This window comes from Bacillus sp. OK048, from assembly GCF_900103525.1.
Taxonomy (GTDB): Bacteria; Bacillota; Bacilli; order Bacillales; family Cytobacillaceae; genus Neobacillus.
Genome location: NZ_FNHN01000019.1, coordinates 52,594 through 58,889, shown reverse-complemented (window position 1 = coordinate 58,889; position 6,296 = coordinate 52,594). Strand labels below are relative to the sequence as shown.

Sequence of the window (6,296 nt, the reverse complement as noted above, 5' to 3'; positions counted from 1 at the left end):
CGCCAGCGTTCGTCCTGAGCCAGGATCAAACTCTCCAAGAAAGTTGATATAGCTCATTTGTTACGTTGGCTTAGCTTTTATAAAAAGCTAAAAAATTGTTTGTTGACGTTCTTGTTTGTTTAGTTTTCAAAGAACAAAGTTACCACGTTGAAATCACTTCATGAACTTGTTAACCGCTCAAAAGCGACTTTATGAATATATCATCTCTACAACATAAAGTCAATTACTTTTTTTAAAGAAAATATTTTATGTCAGCAGCGACGTTTATTAATATACCAACATCGCTTTAATAAGTCAACTGTTTATAATAAATTTGTTCCTTACTTTTTAAATTAATATCTTTACCTATCCCTTTTTTCTACTTTTATTATCTCGTCTCATGTATTTAAGACACTCATTTGGTGAAGCAACTCTTCTAAAGAGGGTAAATAAGATCTTATATCGTTCCTCCATTGCTCGTTTTACAATATGGTCAATACGGGCATCTTTTAAATCAAATAGTATTTCATCCATTTCTCTCTTAATAAGGTATTCCATTTCTTTTACTTCTTTATCATTAATGAGAAGTCCAAACATTGAATCACCCTTTATTAAAAATGTAGTTATAGTAGTCTTTTCCAAATTAGTGAAATTTATAATTATTTTTTCTTTTGGTGCTTTCGTTTACCTTTTCGGTTGTAGGTTCAGGTTAAGCTCCCGAGTTTATAAATAGACGGATGAATTCCGCTTAATTAGTTTTTATTATTAAAAAAGGCTTAAATAGACGGAGAGATTCCGCCTATTGACTCGAAAAACTCGAGAATTGGAGATTTTCCTTTGCATAACCGAAAAATCTCCGCTTATCTTACTTTTGCTGGTTACTTGATCAAGGGTAAGACATCTTATTTAAAATTCTTAATAAGGAAACTCCCCAATTAATCATATTATTTTAAAAATATGCATAGGTATGAGACAAGGATAGCAATGGACGGGGTGGTCAGTATGAATTTCTTTTATGTGCTAAATAGTAAATCTGTTAAACAAGTTCTTTTAGTTGTTATTGCCGCATTCTTTACTGCGTTGTATCTCTTTTGGGGAAACCTGTCCCTATCTCCAGTCTTTTCCACAAAGGATGGACCAAAAGCCGTGTACCGTGGTGAAAAAGATATTGCCCTTACTTTTAATATTGGCTGGGGTGATGAAAAGGCAGAGCCGATTTTAGATGCTTTAAAAAAGGAGAATGTAAAAGCCGCGACCTTCTTTTTAGCTGGATCTTGGGCAGAGAGGCATCCAGATATTGTAAACAGAATCGTAAAGGATGGGTTTGAAATTGGGATTCTAGGATTTGCCTATGAAGATTACACTGAACTTGAAGATGTAAATATCGGCAAAGATATCTCAAAGGCCAAAGATGCCTTTCGAAAATTAAATATTAATGATATCAAGCTGCTGCGTGCCCCTACAGGACATTTCGATGAACGTTCCTTAAAAATAGCAGAACGCTATGGCTATACAGTGGTTCATTGGAGCGTAGATTCAAAGGATTGGACCAATCCCGGAACTAATGAAATTATCAAGAATGTAAAAAAAGCCAATAAAGGAGATATCGTGCTTCTCCATGCTTCTGATTCTGCTAAACAAACGGCAGCTGCTGTGCCAGGTATCCTCCAAGAACTAAGGAGTAAAGGGTTAAAGCTAGTAACTGTTTCAGAATTAATTGCCAATGGTTCAGTTGATACAAAAGAAATAGAATGACTTTAAAGAGAAAACCGTCCACCTGATTAAATGGACGGTTTTTTTGAGACATTCGTATTTTTATTTGTCGTCCGCTTACTCTCAATTCTCTGTCTTTCCTGCTGTGATTTAAGATTTAATTTATGCAGAATTAATAATTGATAGGCATTACAAGCAAGTAGCGGAAACAACATTAAATATAACCATTCTTCTTCGTTTACACGTAGCACTGGAAACCACTCGATCACCGTGACAACAATCATAAAAAAGAGTGCAGGTATAAATGCTTCTCGATTAGTTTGTTTGGCTTTATACCACGCTGTGATCGAACCAATTATTAACAGAAGTACGGCTAGCCCAATATACGGCAACCAACTTTCCCCTTGATTTGCAAAGGTTTCAAAGCGTAAGTACACCAAGTCAAACAATACAAATAAAATGAAGACCACTTGAATCCCATTCCAAAGGGATACTGATTTAAATATACCTAGTCCAAACCGGTGAACAGTAAGATACGCAAAATAGCCCATTTGACTGATAACACTATATAGTAAGCCCCACAAAATAAACCAAAAAAGAGCGGATAATATATTGATGATTCGAAAGTCAGTAAAATAGTGCACATATTCATTCCAATTAATAATAAAACCTACAATTGCTGTTGTAACAGCGCCAATTAATAGCGTAGTCATAAACAGCCTAACCCAAATACGACTCGTCACACCATTATCCTCCAATAATAAAAAGTAAAATTCCATATTGATTGTACCAATCCAACTATAAAAAATCCATCATTTCAATTTCCACACGTATAATCTAATGCTCTTTTCTTCATCCTAAAAATTAAGGACTCTTATGTGAAAGGAGCTTTTTTAGATGAAACGTAAAAGATTAATGCTCCTCTTGCTCATCACCATGTTTCTATCTAGTTGTTCTTCTCCGGAAGCAAGTGGCGGAAAGCAAATAAACTATGAAGAGACAAAGAAAATGGTTGTTGATATTCTTAAAACGGATGATGGTAAGAAAGCAATTGAAGAAGTAATGACGAATGACAAAATGAAAGAATCCCTGGTAATGGATCAAAAGGTGGTATCGGATACGATTCAACAAACCCTTACTTCTGAAAATGCAACCGAGTTTTGGAAAAAAACCTTTAGTGATACAAAATTCGCCGCTGGTGTAGCAAAAAGCATGAGATCTGAGAATGAAATCCTTCTAAAGGATTTGATGAAGGATCCTGAGTATAGAGGTATGATGATTGAGGTCTTTAAAGAGCCTGAAATTCAAAAGGAAATGGCAGATGCTTTAAAAAGCAAAGAATACAGGGAGCACCTTCAAACGGTTATATCCGAAACCCTTGAAAGCCCATTATTTAAAGTGAAAATGCAAGAATTACTCTTAAAGGCAGCTGAAGAAACACAGAAAAAAGAAGCCAAAAAAAGTGAAGGAAAGGACAAAGGCAGCAGCGGATCTTAATATAAATTATAGTAAAAGGCCTCTCCCTTGGTCTAGGAAGAGGCCTTCTCTAATAGTTCCGTTACTTTTTCAAACGGCTTGTCAATTTTTCGGCAATTTCTAAATAGATTTTCCCTAATTGGTGGTCTTCTTGATAAATTGATGGAGCAAAGTCATCATCATTCCAATCAGGCTGATTAAGAGGCAGTCGACCTAGGACTTCAGAGTTCAAGTCTTCAGCTAATTTATCACCGCCGCCTTTACCAAATACATATTCTTTTTCACCTGTTAACATACTTTCGAAATAGGCCATATTTTCAATAACTCCAATGATCTCATGGTCCGTACGAAGTGCCATAGCACCTGCACGTGCCGCAACAAAAGCAGCAGTTGGATGTGGAGTCGTTACGATTACTTCTTTACAAGCAGGAAGCATCGTATGGACATCTAATGCAACGTCCCCGGTTCCAGGAGGTAAATCTAACAGTAAATAATCAATTTCTCCCCATTCCACTTCGTTAAAGAAGCTGTTCAGCATTTTGCCTAACATTGGACCACGCCAAATGATTGGAGAATTATCTTCTACAAAGAAGCCCATTGAAATGACTTTAACACCAAAACGCTCAACAGGTAGAATCTTTTCGCCTCTCACGACAGGTCTTTGCGTAATCCCCATCATATCTGGAACACTAAATCCATAAATATCTGCATCAATTAATCCAACTTTTTTACCTAAACGCGCTAGCGCAACAGCAAGGTTAACAGACACGGTTGATTTACCAACTCCGCCTTTACCACTTGCAATGGCGATAAATGTAGTTTTATCAGAAGAAAGTAATCCTTTATCTTCTGTTTCGCCTGCAGCTTGACGATGTTCTGCAAGAACTGCTTCTGGAAGCTCACTAAATCGGATTCCTACAGTTTGTGCCCCTGCTTCTTTTAGCAAATTAACCACTTGAGTTTGCAGCTGTAATTGTTCGGCTGTACCAGTTTTAGCAATTTGTAACTTTACGCTGACATGGTTTTTCTCTACTTTTATTTTTATTTCTTCGATAGCATTTAATTCGGCTAACGTTTTATGTAAAAATGGTTCTTTTAAGCTTCCCAGTACTTCACGGACATTTAATTCTGTTAACATGTAAACAAACACCTCGCCTAATGAATTCGTTTCCAGTTTTCAGTATACCATATTTGAACTCACAAACAGTTAAATGAATCACTTATTGCCTATTACAAAAAAATAGAAGGTGCAACGCTACCCTCCTTATTCCTCCACCTTAATTTCCTTTTCATTCGTAAAATAGCGAACTACCCCTTGATAGATGGAAGCGGCAATTTTCTCCTGATAGGCATCCTTTTTTAGCAGCTCTCTTTCGTTTGAATTTGAAAGGAACCCAACTTCCACTAATACACCAGGTTTTTTTGCATTTTTTAAAATATAGACTGAATTGATTGGCTTTGCTTTACGTGTTGTATTTTCAAGGTTTACAATCAACTCATCCTGAATGAATTTTGCCGCCTTGGCATTTTCTTTGAAATGAGGTGCATAAAAAGTTTGAGCTCCTCTCCATCTTGCAGAAGGAATGGAATTTAAATGAATGCTGACGTAGAGGTCATTATCCGTGTTATTTATCATCTTTAGCCGCTTCTTCAAGTCTTCTACTTTCCTTCTACTATAGCCTCTTGTATCTTCATCTGCTAAATCAGTATCCGTTTCTCTGGTCATGATTACTAAGGCTCCCTGCTCCTGCAAATAATCTCTGACTTTTAAGGTAATATCCAAGGCAATGTCTTTCTCTAATGTTTTGGAGTTTCCTGCTCCCCCATCTGGACCGCCATGTCCAGGATCAAGCAAGATGATTTTTCCGGATAACGGAAGACTCCATGAATCTCCCCATGTATCTTCTTTGACAAAATCATATTGTAAAATCAAAAATAAGAGAAGTAAACCTAAAGAAAATCCTATAACCTTTACTTTTTTCTTTGACACCTGAATCATTCCTTCCCGCTCGTCCCTATTCACTAAACTATATGGGACAAGGAAACTGTTTAGAACAGGAAGAAACTTCAAAAAAGCACCAAGCTAGGGAATTATCCTAAACATGGTGCCTCAGAATTAGTGTAACCGTAGCTTACGCCGTCTTTGTGCCTTTTCATAACCATCTTTCCACCATACATCGATATAGCCCTCACAGGAGTAGTAAAGGGTTTCGCTCATAACGCCTTCTTCACCGTTTCCCCAATAAAGGAGGAAATTGTAAAGAGTATCAATTAAGTGTTTCTCTTCTTTATAACAGCGTTTTCGCACTTCATCTATATTTTCACCATAATAACCAAATTTGCTGAATTTAGCTCCTAATAAATAGGCTTCTAAAGCTACATCATAGCAAGCCTCTTCTATTCCAGAGTTCATAACGAAACTAGACGCAATTCTCGAAGAGCCAAAGTATTGCTGCACCCGCTCTTTTAGCGTTTTAACCGATAAGTCCTTTAATACAGACCGCTCGTATTTTAATTGTTTATCCCGACGCTTTTCTTTAAAGGTAGTTATTACAGTCACTCCATTTTCACCTCTTAAGACTATTCTTCATCCCTTGGTGCTAAGAAATGCAAAATGCAGTGCGATTTTGATTGCCAATTTTTATTGTACAAATTACCTAAACATCTCCTAGTATACATAAAAAGACTCCCAACCAAATTGGTTGAGAGCCTTTGAAATGTTGAAGATTAACGTTTTGAGAACTGAGGAGCACGACGAGCGCCTTTAAGTCCGTATTTCTTACGTTCTTTCATACGTGGGTCACGAGTTAATAGACCCGCACGCTTTAATGTTGGACGGTATTCAGGATCAGCTGTAAGTAATGCGCGAGCAATACCGTGGCGAATTGCGCCAGCTTGACCAGTGTATCCACCGCCGCTTACGTTTACAAGAACATCGTAGCTGCCTGTTGTTTCAGTAGCAACTAATGGTTGGTTTACAACCATACGTAAAGCTGCAAATGGGATATATTCTTCGATGTCACGACCGTTAATTAGGATTTTACCTGTACCTGGAACTAAGCGCACACGTGCGACAGAGCTTTTACGACGACCAGTACCAATATATTGAACTTGTGCCAAGTTAATTC

General features: G+C 37.2%; 8 protein-coding genes. 2 read left to right on the top strand and 6 right to left on the bottom strand.

What is annotated here, in order from left to right:
- Positions 1 to 345: 345 nt before the first annotated feature.
- Complete coding sequence (locus BLR86_RS23660; protein ID WP_090767713.1) at positions 346 to 576, bottom strand: hypothetical protein; 231 nt, start codon at positions 574 to 576, stop codon at positions 346 to 348.
- A gap of 405 nt (positions 577 to 981) precedes the next feature.
- Here BLR86_RS23660 and pdaB point away from each other — a divergent pair, with 405 nt between their 5' ends.
- Positions 982 to 1,734: a polysaccharide deacetylase family sporulation protein PdaB gene (pdaB, locus tag BLR86_RS23655; protein ID WP_090767710.1), complete on the top strand. Its 753-nt coding sequence runs from the start codon at positions 982 to 984 to the stop codon at positions 1,732 to 1,734.
- A gap of 26 nt (positions 1,735 to 1,760) precedes the next feature.
- On the opposite strand, the gene BLR86_RS23650 is transcribed toward pdaB, so the two are convergent.
- The gene (locus tag BLR86_RS23650; protein ID WP_090767707.1) at positions 1,761 to 2,435 is read right to left on the bottom strand and encodes a KinB-signaling pathway activation protein; all 675 of its coding nucleotides are present in this window, start codon (positions 2,433 to 2,435) and stop codon (positions 1,761 to 1,763) included.
- Between the two features lie 154 nt (positions 2,436 to 2,589).
- On the opposite strand from BLR86_RS23650, the gene gerD reads away from it, so the two are divergent.
- Complete coding sequence (gene gerD, locus BLR86_RS23645; RefSeq protein ID WP_254782441.1) at positions 2,590 to 3,189, top strand: spore germination lipoprotein GerD; 600 nt, start codon at positions 2,590 to 2,592, stop codon at positions 3,187 to 3,189.
- 61 nt (positions 3,190 to 3,250) lie between these two features.
- Here gerD and BLR86_RS23640 read toward each other — a convergent pair whose 3' ends face one another.
- The 4 genes from BLR86_RS23640 to rpsI all read right to left on the bottom strand — a co-directional run bounded on the left by BLR86_RS23640 (position 3,251) and on the right by rpsI (position 6,288).
- A complete protein-coding gene (locus tag BLR86_RS23640; protein WP_090767704.1) occupies positions 3,251 to 4,306 on the bottom strand; it encodes an Mrp/NBP35 family ATP-binding protein in 1,056 nt (351 codons plus the stop codon).
- 126 nt (positions 4,307 to 4,432) lie between these two features.
- Positions 4,433 to 5,158: an N-acetylmuramoyl-L-alanine amidase CwlD gene (cwlD, locus tag BLR86_RS23635; RefSeq protein ID WP_302847252.1), complete on the bottom strand. Its 726-nt coding sequence runs from the start codon at positions 5,156 to 5,158 to the stop codon at positions 4,433 to 4,435.
- Between the two features lie 126 nt (positions 5,159 to 5,284).
- Positions 5,285 to 5,728: a YbaK family protein gene (locus BLR86_RS23630; RefSeq protein WP_090767699.1), complete on the bottom strand. Its 444-nt coding sequence runs from the start codon at positions 5,726 to 5,728 to the stop codon at positions 5,285 to 5,287.
- A 167-nt stretch (positions 5,729 to 5,895) separates the two neighbouring features.
- Positions 5,896 to 6,288: a 30S ribosomal protein S9 gene (gene rpsI, locus BLR86_RS23625; RefSeq protein ID WP_090767695.1), complete on the bottom strand. Its 393-nt coding sequence runs from the start codon at positions 6,286 to 6,288 to the stop codon at positions 5,896 to 5,898.
- Positions 6,289 to 6,296 lie beyond the last annotated feature (8 nt).

What these genes read in the sequence shown, in the direction of transcription:
- BLR86_RS23660 (WP_090767713.1), bottom strand. Translation starts at nt 576, where the DNA reads ATGTTTGGACTTCTCATTAATGATAAAGAAGTAAAAGAAATGGAATAC.
- BLR86_RS23640 (WP_090767704.1), bottom strand. Translation starts at nt 4,306, where the DNA reads ATGTTAACAGAATTAAATGTCCGTGAAGTACTGGGAAGCTTAAAAGAA.
- pdaB (WP_090767710.1), top strand. Translation starts at nt 982, where the DNA reads ATGAATTTCTTTTATGTGCTAAATAGTAAATCTGTTAAACAAGTTCTT.
- gerD (WP_254782441.1), top strand. Translation starts at nt 2,590, where the DNA reads ATGAAACGTAAAAGATTAATGCTCCTCTTGCTCATCACCATGTTTCTA.